The 20789-nt window shown below is 34.4% G+C and carries 18 protein-coding genes; 13 read left to right on the top strand and 5 right to left on the bottom strand.

Features of this window, described 5'->3' with window-relative positions; all coding sequences use genetic code 11:
• Window positions 1-34: 34 nt before the first annotated feature.
• The 8 genes from hscA (at window position 35) to V6255_RS07145 (ending at window position 9984) form a co-directional block, all read left to right on the top strand.
• A complete protein-coding gene (hscA, locus tag V6255_RS07110; protein WP_341627522.1) occupies window positions 35-1903 on the top strand; it encodes a Fe-S protein assembly chaperone HscA in 1869 nt (622 codons plus the stop codon).
• Between the two features lie 29 nt (window positions 1904-1932).
• Window positions 1933-2271 carry an ISC system 2Fe-2S type ferredoxin gene (fdx, locus tag V6255_RS07115; protein ID WP_137297788.1) on the top strand — a complete coding sequence of 113 codons (339 nt, stop codon included), beginning with the start codon at window positions 1933-1935 and terminating at the stop codon, window positions 2269-2271.
• A 443-nt stretch (window positions 2272-2714) separates the two neighbouring features.
• Window positions 2715-2915 (top strand): Fe-S cluster assembly protein IscX, encoded by a 201-nt coding sequence (iscX, locus tag V6255_RS07120; protein WP_341627523.1) that lies wholly within the window; start codon window positions 2715-2717, stop codon window positions 2913-2915.
• A gap of 57 nt (window positions 2916-2972) precedes the next feature.
• Window positions 2973-4268: an aminopeptidase PepB gene (gene pepB, locus V6255_RS07125; RefSeq protein ID WP_341627524.1), complete on the top strand. Its 1296-nt coding sequence runs from the start codon at window positions 2973-2975 to the stop codon at window positions 4266-4268.
• A 300-nt stretch (window positions 4269-4568) separates the two neighbouring features.
• Window positions 4569-4997, top strand: a complete 429-nt coding sequence (locus V6255_RS07130; RefSeq protein ID WP_341627525.1) for a hypothetical protein — start codon at window positions 4569-4571, stop codon at window positions 4995-4997.
• Between the two features lie 576 nt (window positions 4998-5573).
• Window positions 5574-8618 carry a D-2-hydroxyglutarate dehydrogenase YdiJ gene (gene ydiJ / locus V6255_RS07135; RefSeq protein WP_341627526.1) on the top strand — a complete coding sequence of 1015 codons (3045 nt, stop codon included), beginning with the start codon at window positions 5574-5576 and terminating at the stop codon, window positions 8616-8618.
• Window positions 8619-8626: 8 nt separating this feature from the next.
• Window positions 8627-9091, top strand: a complete 465-nt coding sequence (locus V6255_RS07140; RefSeq protein ID WP_341627527.1) for a hotdog fold thioesterase — start codon at window positions 8627-8629, stop codon at window positions 9089-9091.
• Between the two features lie 53 nt (window positions 9092-9144).
• Complete coding sequence (locus tag V6255_RS07145; RefSeq protein WP_137297793.1) at window positions 9145-9984, top strand: CvfB family protein; 840 nt, start codon at window positions 9145-9147, stop codon at window positions 9982-9984.
• Window positions 9985-10097: 113 nt separating this feature from the next.
• Here the strand turns inward: V6255_RS07145 and V6255_RS07150 are convergent, their stop codons facing one another.
• Both V6255_RS07150 and V6255_RS07155 read right to left on the bottom strand, forming a co-directional pair.
• Window positions 10098-10247, bottom strand: coding sequence for a hypothetical protein (locus tag V6255_RS07150; protein WP_341627528.1), 150 nt, complete (start codon window positions 10245-10247; stop codon window positions 10098-10100).
• A gap of 51 nt (window positions 10248-10298) precedes the next feature.
• The gene (locus V6255_RS07155; RefSeq protein WP_341627529.1) at window positions 10299-10919 is read right to left on the bottom strand and encodes a LysE family translocator; all 621 of its coding nucleotides are present in this window, start codon (window positions 10917-10919) and stop codon (window positions 10299-10301) included.
• 391 nt (window positions 10920-11310) lie between these two features.
• Between V6255_RS07155 and V6255_RS07160 the strand changes: the two genes are divergently transcribed.
• Entirely contained in the window at window positions 11311-11949 is a 639-nt protein-coding gene (locus tag V6255_RS07160) for a hypothetical protein (RefSeq protein ID WP_341627530.1), read from the top strand.
• Window positions 11950-12345: 396 nt separating this feature from the next.
• Here V6255_RS07160 and V6255_RS07165 read toward each other — a convergent pair whose 3' ends face one another.
• A complete protein-coding gene (locus tag V6255_RS07165) occupies window positions 12346-13794 on the bottom strand; it encodes a M48 family metalloprotease (RefSeq protein ID WP_341627531.1) in 1449 nt (482 codons plus the stop codon).
• Window positions 13795-14113: 319 nt separating this feature from the next.
• Here V6255_RS07165 and V6255_RS07170 point away from each other — a divergent pair, with 319 nt between their 5' ends.
• From V6255_RS07170 to V6255_RS07185, 4 genes are all read left to right on the top strand, one after another.
• Window positions 14114-14323 carry a sulfurtransferase TusA family protein gene (locus V6255_RS07170; RefSeq protein WP_341627532.1) on the top strand — a complete coding sequence of 70 codons (210 nt, stop codon included), beginning with the start codon at window positions 14114-14116 and terminating at the stop codon, window positions 14321-14323.
• 116 nt (window positions 14324-14439) lie between these two features.
• On the top strand, window positions 14440-15522 hold the full coding sequence (locus V6255_RS07175; RefSeq protein ID WP_341627533.1) for an AI-2E family transporter: 1083 nt from the start codon (window positions 14440-14442) through the stop codon (window positions 15520-15522).
• 128 nt (window positions 15523-15650) lie between these two features.
• Window positions 15651-16115: a thioredoxin-dependent thiol peroxidase gene (gene bcp, locus V6255_RS07180; protein WP_341627534.1), complete on the top strand. Its 465-nt coding sequence runs from the start codon at window positions 15651-15653 to the stop codon at window positions 16113-16115.
• 370 nt (window positions 16116-16485) lie between these two features.
• A complete protein-coding gene (locus V6255_RS07185; protein ID WP_341627535.1) occupies window positions 16486-18372 on the top strand; it encodes a methyl-accepting chemotaxis protein in 1887 nt (628 codons plus the stop codon).
• Window positions 18373-18925: 553 nt separating this feature from the next.
• On the opposite strand, the gene uspE is transcribed toward V6255_RS07185, so the two are convergent.
• Together uspE and V6255_RS07195 are read right to left on the bottom strand one after the other, a co-directional pair.
• Window positions 18926-19864: a universal stress protein UspE gene (gene uspE / locus V6255_RS07190; protein ID WP_341627536.1), complete on the bottom strand. Its 939-nt coding sequence runs from the start codon at window positions 19862-19864 to the stop codon at window positions 18926-18928.
• Window positions 19865-20000: 136 nt separating this feature from the next.
• A complete protein-coding gene (locus V6255_RS07195) occupies window positions 20001-20744 on the bottom strand; it encodes an FNR family transcription factor (RefSeq protein WP_425355912.1) in 744 nt (247 codons plus the stop codon).
• Window positions 20745-20789: the final 45 nt, after the last annotated feature.

Here is a 20789-nt window from a genome sequence, read left to right on the forward strand (position 1 = left end):
TAGCAGTATTCGGAAATAATAGGACTATAATCGCATGGCATTACTTCAAATTGCAGAACCTGGTCAATCAGCAGCTCCTCATGAGCATAAATTAGCTGTTGGCATTGATTTAGGAACGACCAATTCATTAGTCGCTACCGTGCGTAGTGGTAAAGCGACAACGCTAACTGATATGGAACAGCAAGATATGCTGCCATCAGTGGTTAATTATGCGCTATCAGCTGAGAATACCCCCCAAGTCTTGGTCGGCAAGAAAGCATTAGAAAAGTCGGTAAGTGATCCTCTTAATACCCTCGTATCAGCAAAACGTTTAATGGGTAAATCTTTAGCGGATTTAGACCAAACACATTTGCCTTATGAGTTTTCTGCCCATGAAAGTGGTTTAGCACAAATAGAAACGGTTTGTGGCCCTATCAATGCAGTACAAGCTTCTTCTGAAATTCTTAAAGTATTAGCACAACGTGCAACGGAGAGTTTGCAGGGTGACTTGAGTGGTGTTGTTATAACAGTGCCTGCTTATTTTGACGACGCACAACGTCAAGGAACAAAAGATGCCGCGCGTTTAGCTGGGTTACATGTATTACGTTTATTAAACGAACCAACCGCAGCCGCGATAGCTTATGGTTTAGACTCTGGTAAAGAAGGTTTAATTGCCGTTTACGATTTAGGTGGCGGTACCTTTGATATTTCTATCTTACATCTGCATAAAGGTGTTTTTGAAGTATTAGCTACTGGCGGTGATTCTGCATTAGGCGGTGATGATTTTGATTTAGCAATTGCTGAATGGATACAATCAGAAGCAGGTATTAGTGGTGGTATTACGCCACAATTACAACAAGAGTTATTAAAAACAGCACGTGCGGCAAAACAATCATTAACAGATAACGAGCAAGTTGAAATAACCTTACAAGAAGTGCAATGGTCAGGTACATTATCAAAATCTACCTTTGAACAATTAATTGCTAAGTTAGTGAAAAAAACAGTGCGAGCTTGTAAACGTGCATTAAAAGATGCCAATACGAGTTTAGAAGAAATCGTTGAAGTCGTGATGGTAGGTGGATCGACTCGCGTACCATTAGTGCGTGCAGAAGTTGCTGAGTTTTTTGGTAAAACATTATTAACCAGCATTGACCCTGATAAAGTGGTTGCGATTGGTGCTGCGATTCAAGCAGATATTTTAGTGGGTAATAAACCTGATTCTGAAATGTTATTATTGGATGTTTTACCGCTGTCTTTAGGGTTAGAAACGATGGGGGGCTTGGTTGAAAAAGTGATCCCACGTAACACCACTATCCCTGTTGCTCGTGCACAAGAATTTACAACGTTTAAAGATGGCCAAACGGCTATGATGATTCATGTTTTACAAGGTGAACGTGAATTAGTATCTGATTGTCGTTCATTAGCTAAGTTTGTCTTAACTGATATTCCACCAATGGCAGCGGGTGCTGCACATATACGTGTTACTTTCCAAGTCGATGCGGACGGTTTATTAAGTGTGACAGCGATGGAAAAATCATCGGGTGTACAAGCGTATATTGAAGTTAAACCAAGCTATGGTTTAAGTGATGAACAGGTAATGGGAATGTTATCTGACTCTATGACCTTTGCTGAAAAAGATATTCAAGCGCGTATGTTAGTTGAACAACAAGTAGAAGCAAAACGTGTTGTTGAAAACCTACAAGCAGCAATGCAAAAAGATGGTAAGCAATTACTCAATGAACAAGAATATACACAAATAGCAACGGCTATCGATGCGTTAATGGCGCTTGCTAATGGTGATGATTTAAATGCCATTAAAGAAGCGATTGAAGCAATTGATAAATTAACTGATAGCTATGCAGAACGACGTATGGATGTATCAATCAAAGCTGCTTTAACGGGTCACACCGTTGACGAAATTTAAGCTAAATTTAATAAAAGAAAGGTTTTAAGATGCCAAAAGTTATATTTTTACCACATGAAGAATTATGTCCAGATGGTTTAGTTGTTGAAGCTGAAGATGGCGAAACAATTTTAGATGTTGCTTTGAAAAATCATATTCATATTGAACATGCTTGTGAGAAATCATGTGCTTGTACAACTTGTCACGTAGTTGTTCGTGAAGGTTTTGATTCATTAGAAGAAAGTGATGAATTAGAAGATGATATGTTAGACAAAGCTTGGGGACTTGAATCAGAGTCTCGCTTAGGGTGTCAAGCTTGCCTTAAAGGTGAAGACTTAGTCGTTGAAATTCCAAAGTACACAGTTAACATCGTGTCAGAAAATCACTAGTCATCACGATTACAATGAGTATTAATATTATTAATGCTCATTGTTTAAAATCAGTTAATATAATCTATTGTATTAGCTGATTTTTAATCAATTTTTATTACCGCTAATGTTTAAGCTGTAACTTTCTACTGCTACCTCCTGCCATCTCTATTTATTTATCTTTACTTCTCCCTTTTAGTGATTAATTTCTGCCTTTATCTTTACTCATATTTTGTTTTTTTAAGTTGATTATCTCTCTTTTTCGATTTTTGTAAAACAGATATGCTTTTGCCTTGAAGTCCCTTATTACTTAAGAGTAAGATTAGAGACATACTTGTTTAGATTAGTGTTATTGATTAAATAATCCTTTTATTAATGTAGCCAAGTTAAAAACTAACTTAAAAGCTTAGCTTCCAATAATATTAAAGCAGTTAGTCACCCAATTTTATTTTAAGGATAACTTAATGATATTAAAATGGACCGATTCTTTAGAGATTGCACTTGCATTAATTGAACAATATCCAGAGCAAGACCCACTTGCTATACGCTTTACTGACCTGCGTGATTGGGTATTAGCATTAGAAGGTTTCGATGATAAGCCAGAGCATTGCAGTGAACGTATTCTAGAAGCAATTCAACTGAGTTGGATTGATGAAAATGATTAACAATATCAATGTATAAACGCGATCTAATACTCGCATTTATACCCATTAAGGAATGTTATGAACCAACCATTTTTAGTAAATTTATCGGATCAAAAGGCAAACCCTGTTTGGGGTGAGAACGCTTTATTATCTTTTGATCAACAGCAAGCAACGATTCACCTTAATTATAGAGATGACGTATTATCTCAAGTGCAAAGTGCTGCGCGTAAATTAGATAACATGTCATTACCTAAAATGAAGTTAGTGGGTGAACAATGGAATTCAGATTTATGTTGGGCATTTTGCCAAGGTTTCTATAACGCAAAAACAGGTGCAGATGTTGAATTTCCTGAGTTAGATGAAGAGGCGATCGATTCATTAAAAACCAAAAAGCTAATTAATGAATGGGTAAGAGAAACCATTAATCTAGGTCCTGCTGTTGTCACCCCTGAAGTGTTATGTGAAAAAGCCTGTCTATTATTAGAGCAAGTGTGTGCTGATAAAGTACCATTAAAGTATAAACTTATCTTTGGTGAACAACTCAATGTTGATGGTTATGTAGGGATTTATGAAGTCGGTAAGGGCAGTGTCAATATGCCATGTATGCTGCAACTTGACTATAACCCAAGCGGTGATGAAGATGCTCCCGTTGATTTTGCTTTAGTCGGTAAAGGTATTACCTTTGACTCTGGCGGCTACAGTTTAAAACCAAGCCCTTCTATGGCGGCAATGAAAAGTGATATGGGTGGTGCTGCAACGGTTACTGGTGCTCTCGCATTAGCAGCTGCAAATGGGCTACAAAAGCGCGTTAAATTATACTTATGTTGTGCTGAAAATATGATCAGTGGTAAAGCCTTTAAACTAGGTGATGTTATTCATTATAAAAATGGCGTTAGCGTTGAAGTCTTGAATACTGATGCTGAAGGGCGTTTAGTGCTCGCTGATGGTTTAATTGCAGCACAAGAAGATGGTGCTAAACAAATCATTGATGCCGCTACTTTAACGGGTGCAGCTAAAGCAGCCGTTGGGCGTGATTATAATTGTATTTTAAGTATGGATGATGAGTTTACTGATTCAGCACTTGAAGCAGCAAAAGAAGTAAATGAAAAACTATGGCGTTTACCATTAGAATCGTTTCATCTACAACAGATTGGTTCTGCATTTGCTGATATTGCAAATATCCACAGTGGTGGCGAAAGTATGGCGGGTGCCTCTACAGCTGCCGCTTTCTTAGCTAAGTTTGTAAAAACACCTGAGCACAATTGGATACATTTTGATTTGTCTGGAAGTTATCAACTTGCTGCAAATGGTAAATGGGCTGTCGGTGGGAAAGGGCATGGCATAGAAACTATCAGTAGCTTATTACTTAAGTAAGTAATTAAGTAATTAAAGGTAATCTTTAGCTGCTAATAAGCGAAACACTTAATAACCATCAAAGAGCCAATATTAGCAATGTGATATTGGCTTTTTTTATGGTTATAATTTTTTTGATAATACTCCCTATTCGTAGAACTTAATGATGATCAAATAGGATATTTAGAGGTGTTATATTGATTAATGTTTTTGACATATTCAAAAGCGTGAAATTAATATTTAAATTACGTATAATCTATATTTTTTTGTACAGGCACGATATGCCTAAATACATATTATATACGAGTTGAGAAAATAGCGATGGTTGTTAAAGCATTAATCTTCATGTTCAGTTTTTTATTATTAAGTGGTTGTTCAACGAATTCTATCGGCCCTATTGAAGCAGGGGAAGACAGTTACCTTATTAGTAAAGAGCAAACTGTTTTTTCAGATAAAGAAGATAAGCTATTAGCTTCTATTCTTTCTCAAGCGAATGAATACTGCTTAGAGAAAAATCGTTTTATGGAAGTGAAACATCTCAACGAATATACTGGTTTCTTTGGTAATGATACTAAGACTACGTTAGTTTTTGCATGCTTAAGTCAAAAAGAAAAAGAATATGAACAGCTTGCTCCTGTTGTCATTGTATCGCCTCCGGCACCTGCAGTTGAAGTTCCTAAAACTGTCGCTCCTGTGGTTGTGAAAGAGCCTGAATTTCCGCCAAGTAAGTTGACTAATTACGCTTTTTAAAGCGTGGTTCTTTAGCTTTAGTAGTAATTTAATAGGCCTTTAAACAGTCTATATATTAAACCTTATACTAAATGCTTATGATCAATAGCCCTGTTTAAGGGCTATGCTTAATAGCTGTATTTAATAACGACTTTTAATAACTATCTTTAATAGCTACCGTTTAATAATAGTGCTTAATCATCCTGATTTAATAGCTTCTCTGCTATGGTGAAGTATCATTACTACAGATAATGGCTAGGTTGTTTTGGACGAGTATTTCCTAACTCATCATTCCTAAGCCTTCACTTATTTCTTTTTCTATCACATTTTGTTCAACGTCATTTTTACCAAATATTATTCGAATTAATAAAACCATTAATTGGCCAATGACTCTTTAATTCAATGCTTCTTTGAAATTGAACAATTAAAATTATCGCATGTAAATCTTAATGATAATTACTATCTTAAATAATGTTTGAAATTTTAGCTTTAGGGATGATCATTTATGCGCTAAATCCTTATTTTATTGTTAATTATGCTATCATCTTCGTCTATTTTATCTTCAAAATACCATTACTGAATTAGAGCGCTCTACACATGATCCCAAACTTAAACCACCAAGAGAATATCAAGCAGGATACTTTTGCGTTTATCAAAGCATTAAGCGAAAGTGATTATTCAGGTGAAATAGCTAAAAGTTATGCAAGCCGTTTAGCCGTTGCAACAGATAACAGTGTTTATCAATGTTTACCACAAGCGGTTATTTACCCTAAATCGACAGAAGATATTATTGTCATTTGTCAGCTTGCTCAGTTACCTGAATTTATTGATATTCGTTTCTCCCCTCGTGGTGGCGGTACGGGTACTAATGGTCAATCTCTGACTAATGATATTGTGCTAGATTTATCGAAACACATGAACAATATTCTTGAAATTAATGCGGCGGAAGGTTGGGTTCGTGTTCAGACAGGGGTGGTTAAAGATCAATTAAATGATTATTTAAAACCACATGGTCTATTCTTCTCTCCTGATTTGTCGACAAGTAACCGTGCCACTATTGGTGGCATGATCAGTAATGATGCATCAGGACAAGGTTCATTACTTTACGGTAAAACAAGTGATCATGTTCTTGCGTTAACCTCGGTATTAATCGATGGTAGTTTGTTAGAAACTAAACCTCTATTACCCGTTGATTTGATAGAACAAGTTGAACGTGATGACGCTATTGGTGCAATCTACCGTCAAGTTATTGATACTTGTGAGAGCCAACAGCAAAATATTGAAGAGACTTTTCCTAAGTTAAATCGTTTTCTAACCGGTTATGATTTAAAGCATGTGTATGATCCAAATACAGGCAGTGTCGATTTGACGCGTATTTTATGTGGCGCCGAAGGCTCGTTAGCCTTTATCACTGAAGCGACGTTACACGTTCAAAAAATTCCAACTTATCGTACTTTGTTCAATATTAAATATGATAGTTTTCAATCGGCTTTACAAAATGCGCCTTTTTTAGTTGAAGCAAATGCATTATCCGTTGAAACAGTCGATTCCACAGTATTAAACCTAGCGAAGCAAGATATCGTTTGGCATAGCGTAAAAGATTTAATTAGCGATGTGCCTGGGCAAGTACTAGACGGCATTAATATCGTTGAATTTGCAGAAGCTGATGAAACGATCCAACAACAAAAAATCGATGCATTGATTATTATGCTAGATGGGTTGATCAGTAATAAACAAGCAGGTGTGATCGGCTATCAAATTTGTAGTGATTTAAGCGACATTAACAAAATTTACGGTATGCGCAAAAAAGCAGTCGGTTTATTAGGTAAAGCTGATAGTCGTGCAAAACCGATCGCTTTTGCTGAAGATACCTGTGTTCCGCCTGAAAATTTAGCGCAATATATTATTGAATTCCGTCAATTATTGGATGATAAAGGTTTGCATTACGGCATGTTTGGTCATGTCGATGCCGGTGTTTTACATGTACGTCCTGCATTAGATCTATGTGACCCAGAACAAGAAAAATTGATGCGTGAAGTATCAGACAAAGTCGTTGCCTTAACGGCTAAGTATAAAGGTTTGATGTGGGGTGAGCATGGCAAAGGTTTCCGTAGTGAATATGGCCCTGATTTTTTCGGTGATGTTTTATTCAATGAATTAAGAAAAATTAAAGCTGCGTTTGACCCTAAAAACCGCGTTAATCCAGGCAAAATTTGTACACCAATCGATTCAACGGATCAGTTAGTGAGTGTTGATGCGGTTAAGCGCGGTACCTTTGACCGACAAATCCCGATCAAAATACGAGAAAGTTACAAACAAGCCGTTGATTGTAATGGTAACGGTTTGTGCTTTAACTATGATACAAAATCACCAATGTGTCCGTCTGTTAAAGTTACACGCGATCGTGTTCATTCACCAAAAGGTCGTGCTGGCTTAATGCGTGAATGGTTACGTCAATTAGCGAATAACGATATTGATGTTCTACAATTAGAAAGTGATTTGTACGCAGGCAAAAATGCGAGTATTTTTACTAAATTCAAAAATACGTTAGCTAAACGCAATGGCGAATACGACTTTTCACATGAAGTGATGGAAGCAATGCAAGGCTGTTTAGCGTGTAAAGCTTGTAGTAGTCAATGTCCTGTGCAAGTTGATGTACCTACGTTTAGATCTCGGTTCATTCATTTATACCATGACCGTTATTTACGCCCCGTGAAAGATTATTTTGTCGCTTATGTTGAACAATACGCACCAATAATGGGAACAATGCCACGCTTTTTTAACTTCTTTACTGGGTTGAAAGTGACGTCTGTTTTGACTGAAAAAATAGTCGGTATGGTGGATATTCCGCAGCTTTCATCTCCAACACTAAAATCAGCATTGAAAGATAATGATATTACAGAGTTTGATTTAGAAAAATTACAAGCATTAACGGCTGAGCAACGTGAGCAGTATGTATTAATCGTGCAAGACCCATTCACTACTTATTATGATGCAGACGTAGTACGTGACTTGATATTAACGATTAAAAAGTTAGATTATAAGCCAGTTGTTTTACCATTTAAGCCTAATGGCAAGCCACAGCATATTAAAGGATTTTTAAGTAAGTTTGCTAAAACGGCTAATGACTCCGCTGAGTTTTTGAATCAAATGGCGGCGTTAAATATTGCTATGGTTGGGACAGATCCCGCGATGGTATTATGTTATCGTGATGAATATAAGCTAGCGTTAGGTGAAAAACGTGGTCAGTTTAATGTTCAACTATTTCAAGAGTGGTTAAAACCACGATTATCAGGCGAACCTAAAAAATCTGAAAATGCAGACTTTTTCTTATTAGGTCACTGTACTGAAAAAACGGCTGAGCCTACCTCTGCAAATGACTGGTCATCTATCTTTAAGCATTTCGGTGGATCATTATCTGAAGTTGCAGTGGGATGTTGTGGCATGGCTGGAACCTATGGTCACGATGCTGGTAAGCTTACCGAGTCAAAAGCTATTTATAGTTTAAGTTGGGAAGCTGAAATAGCAAAACGCGATAGAGCACAATGTGTTGCGACGGGATATTCTTGTCGTAGCCAGGTGAAACGTATTGAGGGTGAAACACTTAAACACCCAGTACAAGCATTACTGAGTTTATTATAAGATGCTGAATGAAAGTAGATGCCAACAGAATAGTAGAGGGCGCAATGAGTATTTGGAAAAAAAGCACAGAAATAAGTCGCTTAAATACAATAAGTGAAAATACTATTATTGAACTGTTAGGCATCGAATACACTAAGGTCGGTGATAATTTTATTCAAGGCACTATGCCCGTGGATAATAGGACGCATCAACCTCATGGATTATTACATGGCGGCGCATCAGTTGTTTTAGCTGAAACTCTCGGTAGCGTTGCTGCAAATTTAGCGGTAGCAGACGATAAAGTCTGTGTCGGGTTAGAAGTGAATGCTAACCATATTAGAAGTATTAAGAAAGGCATAGTAACGGGAACAGCAACCGCAGTACATATTGGTTATAGTACGCAAATTTGGCAGATAGAAATTTGTAATGAGCGTCAGCAATTAGTGTGTACTTCAAGATTAACGGTTGCCGTAATCGATAAGCCTAAACAATAAAAACTAAACACTAAAATCTTCATATGATGAGGGTTATTTAAAAAGAGAGAATTATGATTAAAGTAGGCACTTATAACGAGCTTAAAATCGTTAAAGAAGTGGATTTTGGACTCTATTTAGATGGAGGACAAAATTTTGGAGAGGTCTTATTACCAAAGCGTTATGTTACTGATGAAATGAATATTGGTGACAGTATTACAGTGTTTTTATATTTCGACTCTGAAGACCGTTTAATTGCAACGACACAAAAAGCAAAAGCGATTGCTGGTGAGTTTACTTCGTTAAAAGTAATCGATACTAACCGGGCTGGTGCATTTTTAGATTGGGGGTTACCAAAAGATTTATTGGTACCATTTAACCAACAAAAAGTAGCAATGAAAACTGGCTTTGGTTATGTCGTTTATGTATATCAAGATGATATCAGTGAGCGTTTACTTGCTTCATCTAAATTAGATCGATTTTTAGATAAAGTACCTGCTGAATATAAAGTCGGTGAAAAAGTTGATTTACTAATTGCAGACCGTACTGATATTGGTTTTAAAGCGATTATTAACCATAAACATTGGGGCGTTATTTTTGAAAATGATGTCTTTGGTGACCTTGGTATTGGTAAAAAGTGTAAAGGCTATATTAGACGTATTCGTGAAGATGGAAAAATTGATTTAAGCTTAACGCAAACAGGTTATGCGAAAATGGATGGTTTATCTGACCGTATATTATTAACGCTTAGACAACATGATGGATTTTTACCATTATCAGATAAAAGTAGCCCGGATCAAATTGCTAAAATTTTGAAAATGAGTAAAGGCAACTTTAAAAAAGCCATTGGTCAATTATATAAAAATGGCGATATCGTGATTGCAGATAATGGCATTACGATCACTAATAAGTAATAAAACTTAATAGTGATCATATTGATTAAAAGCGCTTCGGCGCTTTTTTGTTATCTGGTCATAGAGCTTTCATACTCTCTTTCATTAACGTTCACTTAATGTGAATAATAACGCTAGTCTGCATTGGCTAATTTAAGAATAAACAGATCATTCACATAGAACCGATCTGCACTACTGCTTTTCCACCATTGCTGCCATGGTTCTGGAATATTCAAATTGTTTATTAAAGTATTTGAGACAAGTGGTTTGGTAATACTTTCCATTGAAACTTGCCCGCCACAAGGCGTACGCTTTTTATCATTTGAGGCGTCAATTTAGCTGACTACTAACCATACCGCGACTAACATCATCATTGAGCCTGCAATTCTGTTTAATAATTTTACGCTGCTTTGTTGTTGTAATAGGTGACGTAATGTTTTTCCACCCGTTGCATAAATAAGCATACAAGTTAGTTCAAAGCATAATATTACAGCGATTAGTTGTGTTGCTTGTGGTAACAAGGGCGTATCTGCATTGATAAAAGGAGGCAGTAGTGAAATCATAAATGCCCAACCTTTAGGGTTAGCAATCGCCGTAATAAAGCCTTGGCTAATTAATGCAGTACGTTTGACTGAGTCTTGATTTACAGGTGTGGCTGGGATGGCCATTTTTCCACGAGAGCGCCACATTTGTATGCCGAGGTATAATAAATATGCACCACCTGCATACTTTAAGAATAAAAATAGATTAGGGCGAGCGAGCAGTAAAGTAGCGACACCAATTAGCGCTGATAAAGCGACTAAGCCAACACCGACTAATTCTCCAAGCATCATCCATAGACTACGTCTAATACCAATGGTCATACCTAACGTCATTGCTAAAGTCATACACATTCCTGGTGTAATTGACACGGCAAAAAAGGTGGGGATAAATAGCAATAATAGGTTGTGATCCATAAGACTCTCATGTGAATTATATTTTGGATGTTATAAATCATTATAATGATAAATAGATGATTAAATACAAATTTCTTTGTCTGATTATCTTTATGAATTAAGGTATTCCCTATCCTTTATTCTCTATTCTCTATTCTCTATTCTAAAACTGTTATTGCTATTGAAGTACTATAATTTTCACTTTTTATTTTCACAATAAATTTGAAAGTAATATGTTTGAACTTAATTTTTAATTATTTACATGAAAAATTTATAATTTCTCAAACTACTTTGATTTCAATCTCATTATCTATTTAATTTCCCCTTATTATGCGAGTCTAAATGGCGTAAAGTGTGCTACCCATTTTTATGGGGAGATGATAGTTGTATTTTATTTATCGGAGTTAGTTATATGGTTGAGTTAAACTCAATAAATTGGGTTGAATGGTTTGGTTATTGTGCATCTTTAGTGGTGCTGATCTCATTAACAATGAGTTCAATTATTAAATTACGCCTAATCAATTTTATTGGTTGTTTATTGTTTGCTGCTTTTGCTTATTTTATCAATTCATGGCCTACCATGATTATGAATCTTGGCATTGCTGTTATTAATGTTTATTTCTTATATAAGATTTATGCAACAAAAGAAGAGTTTAAAATTGTTTCTACTTCAATTGATTCAGAGTACCTTCGACACTTTATTGGCAACAATGAGGTAGAAATAACGAAGCAAGTTTCATTACAACAGTTGTATCAAGCTAATCGTGTTTTTTATATGTTGCGTAATGACAGTATTGCTGGATTATTAGTTGGTGATTTAAATGAAGACGGTTGTTTTGAAATCTATTTAGATTATGTTGTGTCTAAATATCGTGATTATAAATTAGGTACTTATTATTTTAAAACTAATCAACATTTTTTACAGAAAAGGGGGGTTAAAGTTTTAAAAGCTGCTGCGAACCATTATATGCACCGTAACTATTTAATTAAAATGGGTTTTATTGCTGATGACAGTAAAGAACTACATTTCTTAAAAATATTACAAGCTTAATATCATACGTGCCTATTTTTTAAAGTAACCGTTTTCGGATTAGTGAGTTAATTAGCTCGCTAATTCGATTATGTCATTAGTAAAATAGCAACTCATTAACTCATTAACTCATTAACTCATTAACGCATGATATAATGATACCAATTACACTCATTAACATCTTTTTGTTAATTTTCAGACAGACGATTAACTAAGTTAATCTTCGAAGTGCCTCCATTTACGCCTTAAATTAAGCCACTTTCCTCCGTCAAATTTAGAATACATATTTAATATAATTAGTATTACCGCTATAGCTTTTAATTTTATATGTTTTTATAAAAAAACGAATTTCACCAAATTTTTTTTAATATTATTTAAAGATTGTATCTATCATTTAGTGAATATATTAAAAATTAATTATTCATCTTGTAAGGCTTTTAAACGAATATCATCGCGTTTAAACTCTTCAATTTTGGCACTATAGCGTGCTTGATCTAGCTTTTTTTCTGTATAAGCTAAGGCACTGCTCATTTTTTCAGATGCTTCTTTAAATCGTCCTAGTAATGCTAAATATTCAGCTCTCATTGCAAATTCTTTGGCTTTTTCATGCATTTTTTTATAGAGATCTATTGCTAATAAGTACCCTAAGATATGATCAGGGTGAGATCGCAAAAAGTATTCTATTTTCTTATCTGCTAATGCATATTGCTTGTCTTGTTTAAGTGCTACGACTAAATTTAATAAAATGACTTCATTACCAGGAAAACGATATTCATAAGAGATTAGTGAATCAATCGCTTGTTGCACATGTTTAGTTGATAATGAAATATCAGCTGCTAAATCAATAAAAAAGAAGTTATTAGGATCATCATTAATTAATTGCTTATTAATCTTTTCGGCTTGTTCAAACTCCTCATTTTTAAAGTAAGCTAATGCTAAACCGTATTCAGCTGCTTTTTTGAATTGATATTTATGATTTTGCAGCTGACTTTGATATTGGTTAATCAGTGTCGGCGCTGTTAAACGATGAAACCTGACAGTGATACGCGCTTTGCTAAGGTGGTAATCTAAACTATTTTTTATATGCGTTTTTTTCAATCGACTAGCACGTAAACGCGCTTCAGAAAGGCGTGCTTCAGGTAAGGGATGAGTTGATAGCATTTGTGGCGGTAGACTAGCATATTTGTATTTTTCAGCTAATTTACCGAAAAAATCAGCCATTCCATAAGGGTCAAAGCCAGCGTTTGCTAATGTTTGAATACCAATACGGTCCGCTTCATATTCATGTGAACGAGTATAGTTAATTTGGCTTTGAATATTGACGGCTACCGTCGTTGATAATGCTGCTAACCCTGCTGCTGGTGAAACTAATGCTAATAATATTGAACCAGCTAAACCTGCTATTGAAGTTGGATTACTAAGCGCTTGTTGTTCTAATATTCGAGCTAAATGGCGCTGTGTAATGTGTGCAACTTCATGTGCAATAACACTTGCCAGCTCACTTTCTGTTTCAGCGTACAAAAATAACCCTGTGTTAATCTTTACATTTCCCCCTAAGAAAGCAGCTGCATTAATATCTTCATCTTTTACTAAGAAAAATTTAAAAGGTAATTTTACAGAGTCTGAATGACTGACGATATCTTGACCAAGTTCCGATATATAATGATTTAACACTGGGTCCCGAATAATAGGCAAAGCTTGATTAGCTATCATATTAAATGCCCAGCCATATTGCTTTTCTTTTTCAATTGTCAATGCGCCAGCGCCTACTGTACCAATTTCAGGTAAGTCATTATTAGCAAAGCTAACCGGAGATAAGCTAGATAAGCATAAATATGCTGTAACGAGTTTTAATTTGTAACGCATTACTAACTCCAAGTGAATGATTAGCTTAAGATTACCTAAATTAGGTAATTAAGGTAATTTAACTTACGTAAAAAGTGTTACGTAAACAAGATTAAATAGATCATAATTATACAGTTAAAGGTTATGTTTTTTTAGAGCATAAATAAGTATTAATGTTAACCCTATTGGTGAACGGTATCTTAGAATGAGCATAACATTTTCAATTCGCTATTTGTTATGGATTACAATTGTTTTATTACGCAATGATGGACTATTCAAATGAATGAAATGCTATAATTCATTCATTTATCACATATTTAAGTGCAATAAGATAATATCTATGCAAAGTTTAGATTTACGCCAAGTACGTTGTCCATTAGCATTAGTTTTACTGAAACAGCAATTACTCACTTTAGATACAAATGCAAGTATCGAGGTGTTATTTTCTAACCAAGTCGCAATACAGGATATTCGACGGTATTTGGATAAAAAAAACTATTGCTATCACTGCAATCAAAATACATTATTGATTCAATTAGATAATAAATAATGTGATGTATTATCAGTATAAAAATCGCTTTAGCTACCTAAAGTAAATTGTTGTTTAGTAAGTGTTTTCTGGCCTATAGAACGACCTATGTGCACCAATAGAAGGATTAATCTTCAATGTTTATGCAACTATTTCAATGGTATAAGACACGTTTTTCAGACCCTAATTTAAGTGTTTTGTTCCTACTTTTGTTATTTTCTTTTATTGTCATCTATCTTTTTGGCAATATTTTAGCCCCTCTATTTGTTGCTATAGTATTAGCTTATTTATTAGATTGGCCTGTAACTTATTTAATGCGTTTTAAAATAAATAGAACGTTTGCTACATTAATTGTTATGTTGTTATTTATATCTATTTCTATTTTTGCTTTCTTAGGTGTCTTACCAACTATTTTCAAGCAAGCAGCGTCCTTTATTCGTGATTTGCCAACCATGTTAAATCAAGGGCAAGCATATATTCTAACTCTACCTGCTCATTATCCCGATGCTATTGATCCTGTTACTATTACACACATCATTGGTACTATAAAAAGTTATTTAGTTGATAGTGGTGGTTTTTTATTATCACAATCTTTTGCCTCTATATTGAATATTGCTGCGTTACTCGTCTACGCGGTGCTAGTACCATTAATGATGGTTTTTATGCTTAAAGATAAAAATCAATTAATTGCTAGTATGGCTCGTTTCTTACCTCAAAATCGTAAATTAGCGGCTCAAGTTTGGTCAGAAATGAACGGTCAAATAATGAATTATATTCGAGGTAAAATAACTGAAATTTTAATTGTTGGTGTCGCGACTTACTTTACTTTCTTTTTCATGGATTTGCGTTATTCAGCTTTACTGGCTGTATTAGTTGGTTTGTCTGTATTGATACCTTATATAGGAGCTGCTGCAGTGACGGTTCCTGTAGCGGTTGTTGCTTTATTTCAATGGGGCATTTCTCCTGAATTTGCTTACTTAATGATAGCTTACGGTATCATTCAAACGCTTGACGGTAATTTAATTGTGCCTATTTTATTTTCTGAAGCAGTTAATTTACACCCAGTGGTTATTATAATATCAGTCTTAATCTTTGGTGGCTTATGGGGGTTTTGGGGGGTGTTTTTTGCTATTCCTTTAGCAACACTTGTTAAAGCTGTTTTAAATGCATGGCCAGCAGTGCAAGCTGATTTGGATGATATAGAGCTTATTGAAAAGTAATTTGTTCTCTTGAAATAAGCAGTAAATGAATTAAAGTTTCAGCCGTTAATACCATCAGCTATTAAGTAAAAGCTGAGCTCGAAATTAGTAACAATGACTTTAAATATGAAATAATAGGAATAAATATTATGTTAGAAATCGGTAGCTTGGCACCAAACTTCACATTACCAGACGAAAATAACTCACCTGTTACGTTAAGTGATTATCTTGGTAAAAAAATACTCGTTTATTTTTACCCAAGAGCTTCTACACCTGGTTGCACTACGCAAGCCTGTGCTTTAAGGGATAGTAAAGATGAATTAACTGCATTAAATGTTGTTGTGTTGGGTATTAGTCCAGATACTCCTAAGAAGTTAACTAATTTTATCAACAAGCAAGATCTTAACTTTACCTTACTGGGCGATGAAGATCATCGCACGTGTGAAAGCTATGGTGTTTGGCAATTAAAGAAATTTATGGGCAAAGAAAATATGGGCGTAGTGAGGACTTCTTTCTTAATTGATGAAAATGGTAAGTTAGAGCATATCTTTAATAAATTTAAAACCAAAGACCATCATGAAGTAGTACTTAACTACTTAAAATCAGAAGGTTAAATTTAAAGCTTGAAAAGTATAGCTACAACCATGCTCTAGTTGAAGGTAAAAAGTGCCGATGTTGTAGCTAATTTACTTCGAATATTAATGTTGTTTAAGAAAAGTATTGAAAATATTTATGCACTATAAAATATGAAGTAAAACTTATTTCGCTAAATTAATCAGCTTGCCTAACAGCTGTAGAATTAGCAGTTATTTTCTCGTTAGTTATTAATATAACTTCAACATAATTATTTATGATTGCCATTATTTTTTTGACACATCGTTATGAAATTTAAAATTATATATAAGACATTGATAGAAAGAGATGAATAACACTTTAAATATAACACCTCTCCAATAAACACAGTTCATTTTAGGCATAATAAACATGACTGCAAAAACAAAAATATTATTATTAATCGGATTACTTTTCACATCAATCATATTGCTAGTCTCTGGTGTTGGCTTCAATAATTTTAAAACAGCATCAACGGAAAATAAGACCGTAAAGTTAGATAATCAAGCCTTTTTAATATCTAAAGCACTTGAGCAGAAAATAGAACGTTATTTTGATGTACTCAATGTCATGGCTAATGATATTGAAATCGATGAAACTGGTTTATTAAATATAAATAAAACGATTCAATCGTTACATATAATAGCAAATAACTTAGGAGTTCTTGATGCCTATATTACGACTAAGGATGCACGTAGTTATACACATCAAAATGATGGTCTAGAGGCCGGTTTTAATGCCAAAGAAAAAAAACGTGAATGGTACATACGGGCATTTAATAGTGAAGATAAAATAATTACAAGTCCTTATGTAAGTAGTTATGGTAATAAAGTCACTACATTCGCGGTACCCATTAAGCGTAATGAAAAGGTGTTAGGTGTGCTTGCTTTAAATATTGGTATTAATCAAATTACTGGCTTTATTCAAGAGCTTGCACCTGAAAACAATATTTTTGTAAGTCGTCAAGATGGTTATCTACTTGCAGCGAAAGAAGCTGGTTTAATCGGTAAAAATATATATGACGAACGTCCTTCTTATAAAGAGTTTAAAAATAAGAGTATCAGCAATCATGATTATTATTTAGAAGGGGTGGAGTATACCGTTTCAGGAGTTGTCATCGATTCGTTAAATTGGACTGTCTGGAGCTGGAGCAGTTGGGATGATATTAACGAAGCATCAAGTAAAAATTTACAAGTTAGCTTATGGATTGCATTAATATTTATTATTACCTCGCTGTACCTCACTTATCTGATAATAATGAAAGTGATGTATCGTCCTATTGGTGGAGAGCCGGCTGAAATCGAAGCTATTGTAAAAAGAATTGCACAAGGAGAATTAAATTCTGTTGCTCCTCTTACTGGCCGTGAAACTGGTATTTATAGTGCAATTCACACCATGGTGGATAATTTAAAAGATATTATTAAAAATATTAATACATCGACAAGGCAATTAAACATTTCATCAGTGCAAATGTCAGAATCAGCTTCCAGAGTGAACAATAGCTCAGGGACACAAATAAAAGAGCTAGAGCTAACTTCTACAGCATTAAATAAAATGGTTGCAACAGTTAGTGAAGTTGCACGTAATACCTTATACACATCAACGGTGGTGAACGAAGCAGATGAAAAGACGACTAAAGGTATTCATATTGTAAATGATATGAATGCCAGTATTTCAACATTAGTAGAAGGTATTACTAATGTTCAGCAAGTGATATGCACCTTAGAAAAGCAAGTTGAGAATATTGGCTACATTATTGAATTGATTATTGATGTTTCAGAGAAAACAAGTTTATTGGCATCAAATAGCATTATTGAAGCGGCTGAAGTTGAAGGAAGAAGGCAAGACTCTGCTGTTTCAACAGGTGAAGTAAAAGATCTTGCCAATAAAACCAAAGACATCTCTGTTGAAATTCGGTCTATGCTTGATCGTCTACAAAATGAATCAAAAAATGCAATAGAGTTGATACAAATTAATCTAGATAATGCAAAATTAACGGTAATAAAATCGAGAGATGCAAATAATATTTTAGAAGAGATACGTCGCTCTATTTCAATTATCCAAGATATGAATGATCAAATTGCAACATCAACTGAACAACAAGCAGTAGTTGTTGGTGAAGTTAATCAATGTATTACTGGTATCAATAATATAGCCAAGACTGCTTTTGATGGTGCTAGGAATAACACTAAAAGAGCCACTGAATTATTAAACATTGCCGCTGCTTTAAATAAGTCTGTTGAGGTATTTAAACTGTAATATTTTTAAACTGCTTGGGACCCAAATAAATTAGCTCTATTACATTAATTTAATGGGTATAAAAAATTCCAATCATTTATTTAATTACATAATTGGAATTTGGCTTCTAGTGTGTTTTTATCAATTCTACGTGTATTTTATTGCAATTAAATATTTATACTATTCCGATTAAAGAGCTGAACTAATTTTCGAACTTAGAAAGTTCACTTCTAAGTTGTGGGATTCACTAAATAACCTCAGTTCTGGATAAGCAAAGCAATACAACATCGCTATTTCCGCGGATTTCTGCGTTAAATTATCTTTCAATAACCCGTTATTGCTTCAATAATTCGCCTTGAACAACACAAAACTAACAGCACAGTATAGTAAAAATATAATCTTATGATTTTAAATGTAATTTTGTTTTCATTAACCAGAATTGAGATTAAATAACTATATAAAAAACACAACAATATAATAAAACCACAACTCAATTTAGGTTTTAAATTGAGTTGTGGTTTTGAGTAAAGTTTAATTCATATACCTAATGGTATTGGTCGCTTGAAACTGTTAATTACTCTAGTTTTATTGGACTGATAAAACCAGCTGGTTTTAAGGCGAGTAAATCACTATCAAGTTTATCAATTACTTGTTCTGCAGTATGACCTAATAGTGTTAAGCCTATACCTGAACGTCCTACTGTTCCTAAAATAACTAATTCTGCTTTAATTTCTTGTGCTACATCACTAATAACATCTTCAGGTAAACCTTGATGTAAGTGAATGTTTTGTGTTTCTATATGATATTTATTTGCATAATTATTTAAGGTTTTGTGATGGAATTTTTTTAAGCCATCTTCATAATGAATAGGATCAAATTCAGGTAGTTCCATCATAATATTCATTGGTGGGCTAGGGTAAGCATTTACTACGTGCACATTTGATTTCACCATCTCTGCAATATCATTGGCTTCCGCTAAAATAGATTCATTTAAGTTATGATGGTCAGGATCTTCAATACTTTTACAGTCAACTGCACATAAGATATTACCATTCTCAGGCCACGATTTTACTTTGACTAATAATAATGGAATTGGGCATTTGCGGAGTAGATTCCAGTCTGTCGGTGTAAATAAAATAGCACTAAGACGCGGATGAGGATGTGTTGATTTTATTAATAAATCATATCCTTCTTTTAGTATTAATTGAATAGCTGCTTGAAAAGGACGATTATGCCAATGCACCTGACAAGTTATTATATGTCCTTGCTCTCTATAAGGCGCAGCAAGTGTATCTAGCCATTCCGTGTTATCTCGAATGACTAATGACTGCATTGCTTGACGTTCTTCCATAGAACTTAAAGAGGTCATTTCGTAGGTCAGATCGTAACAAGATAAGAATAAAGTAATTTTAGTATTTTTATCTTTTTCGGCTATTTCAATAGCACGCTGTAGAGCGGGTTGCTCTTCCTGTGTTGGATCTATATAAACTAAAATATTACGGTATTTAAGCATGTTCGCCTCCAATTTTTAATAATCTATATAACTATAACTTAGATCAAATAAGGACAAACAGATAGTGATATCTGCCAGAAAATGGAAATTAATTTATTTTCTGGCAAGTTACGTAGTAGATAAGAGCTTGTTGATTTTAAACGATTGATCCTGCTAATTCAGATAATTGAGCATTATCTAATACAGTAATATATTTACCTTTAACCGCAATCATGCCACTTTTTTGAAAGCGACCTAATAAACGACTGATTGTTTCAACCGTTAGACCTAAGTAATTACCGATATCACCGCGTGTCATCGATAATCTAAACTCTTTTGGCGAGAAACCACGAGCTGCAAAGCGAACTGATAAGTTATGAATAAATGAAGCTAATCTTTCTTCTGCATTCTTTTTCGAGAGAAGTAAAATCATATTTTGATCACCAACAATTTCACTACTCATCAGACGTAATATTTGCTGTCTTAGCTTAGGCATTGTTGTCGATAATTCATCTAAAGTATCATATGGAATTTCACAAATCATTGCAGTTTCAAGCGCTTGTGCAAAACTTGGATGCGTACCTGTACTAATACCATCAAAACCAACTAAATCACCAGCAAGGTGGAAAGCAGTGATCTGTTCATCTCCTTGCTCTGTGATGGTATAAGATTTTAAAGTGCCTGAACGAATTGCATATAAACACTTCATGTTATCACCAGCTTTGAAAATCTCACTGCCTTTTTGAACTGGTTTTTTACGTTCGATAATAGTGTCTAAACGATTTAATTCAGTCTCGTTAAGAGAGTAAGGTATGCATAGTTGACTAATACTACAATCTTGACAGTGAATTGTATTAGCGCCTGTTTGTGCTCGACTTGAATTGCTTTTATCCATATTCATCTCTTAAATAATATTGATTTGTGTTAATACTAACACCTTATAAAG

This window comes from Psychromonas arctica (genome assembly GCF_038155225.1).
GTDB lineage: Bacteria > Pseudomonadota > Gammaproteobacteria > Enterobacterales > Psychromonadaceae > Psychromonas > Psychromonas arctica_B.

Bases quoted from the DNA above. Each gene is read 5' to 3' on its own strand.
- hscA (WP_341627522.1), top strand. From the start codon at position 35: ATGGCATTACTTCAAATTGCAGAACCTGGTCAATCAGCAGCTCCTCAT.
- fdx (WP_137297788.1), top strand. From the start codon at position 1,933: ATGCCAAAAGTTATATTTTTACCACATGAAGAATTATGTCCAGATGGT.
- iscX (WP_341627523.1), top strand. From the start codon at position 2,715: ATGATATTAAAATGGACCGATTCTTTAGAGATTGCACTTGCATTAATT.
- pepB (WP_341627524.1), top strand. From the start codon at position 2,973: ATGAACCAACCATTTTTAGTAAATTTATCGGATCAAAAGGCAAACCCT.
- V6255_RS07130 (WP_341627525.1), top strand. From the start codon at position 4,569: ATGGTTGTTAAAGCATTAATCTTCATGTTCAGTTTTTTATTATTAAGT.
- ydiJ (WP_341627526.1), top strand. From the start codon at position 5,574: ATGATCCCAAACTTAAACCACCAAGAGAATATCAAGCAGGATACTTTT.
- V6255_RS07140 (WP_341627527.1), top strand. From the start codon at position 8,627: ATGAAAGTAGATGCCAACAGAATAGTAGAGGGCGCAATGAGTATTTGG.
- V6255_RS07145 (WP_137297793.1), top strand. From the start codon at position 9,145: ATGATTAAAGTAGGCACTTATAACGAGCTTAAAATCGTTAAAGAAGTG.
- V6255_RS07150 (WP_341627528.1), bottom strand. From the start codon at position 10,247: ATGGAAAGTATTACCAAACCACTTGTCTCAAATACTTTAATAAACAAT.
- V6255_RS07155 (WP_341627529.1), bottom strand. From the start codon at position 10,919: ATGGATCACAACCTATTATTGCTATTTATCCCCACCTTTTTTGCCGTG.
- V6255_RS07160 (WP_341627530.1), top strand. From the start codon at position 11,311: ATGGTTGAGTTAAACTCAATAAATTGGGTTGAATGGTTTGGTTATTGT.
- V6255_RS07165 (WP_341627531.1), bottom strand. From the start codon at position 13,794: ATGCGTTACAAATTAAAACTCGTTACAGCATATTTATGCTTATCTAGC.
- V6255_RS07170 (WP_341627532.1), top strand. From the start codon at position 14,114: ATGCAAAGTTTAGATTTACGCCAAGTACGTTGTCCATTAGCATTAGTT.
- V6255_RS07175 (WP_341627533.1), top strand. From the start codon at position 14,440: ATGTTTATGCAACTATTTCAATGGTATAAGACACGTTTTTCAGACCCT.
- bcp (WP_341627534.1), top strand. From the start codon at position 15,651: ATGTTAGAAATCGGTAGCTTGGCACCAAACTTCACATTACCAGACGAA.
- V6255_RS07185 (WP_341627535.1), top strand. From the start codon at position 16,486: ATGACTGCAAAAACAAAAATATTATTATTAATCGGATTACTTTTCACA.
- uspE (WP_341627536.1), bottom strand. From the start codon at position 19,864: ATGCTTAAATACCGTAATATTTTAGTTTATATAGATCCAACACAGGAA.
- V6255_RS07195 (WP_425355912.1), bottom strand. From the start codon at position 20,744: ATGAATATGGATAAAAGCAATTCAAGTCGAGCACAAACAGGCGCTAAT.